The organism is Novosphingobium sp. UBA1939 (genome assembly GCF_002336885.1).
Taxonomy (GTDB): Bacteria; Pseudomonadota; Alphaproteobacteria; order Sphingomonadales; family Sphingomonadaceae; genus Novosphingobium.
On the sequence record NZ_DDFB01000117.1, the window covers coordinates 65572 to 65832 of the forward strand.

General features: G+C 68.6%; 1 pseudogene (only partly in view). It reads right to left on the minus strand.

Annotated features, from left to right (window positions below):
• Window positions 1-261: pseudogene (locus B3547_RS15660) on the minus strand (ATP-dependent chaperone ClpB); its annotated part reaches 133 nt to the left of the window's first position; the annotation flags it as partial.

The following is a 261-nucleotide window of genomic DNA, read 5'->3' on the forward strand; positions in this document are numbered from 1 at the left end:
TCTTGTCGACCGGCACGCCGGTCCACTTGCTGACCACGGCGGCGATGTCCTCGGCCGTCACTTCCTCGCGCAGCAGGGCGTTCTCGGACTGGGTATGCGCGTCGGCCAGCTGCTTCTCCAGCTCGGGAATGCGGCCATAGGCCAGCTCGCCCGCCTTGCCGAGATCGCCCTGGCGCTGCGCCTGCTCCAGTTCCATCCGCGCCGCGTCCAGCGCTTCCTTGATCTTGCCCTCGGCGGCGATCTTGTCGCGCTCGTTCTGCC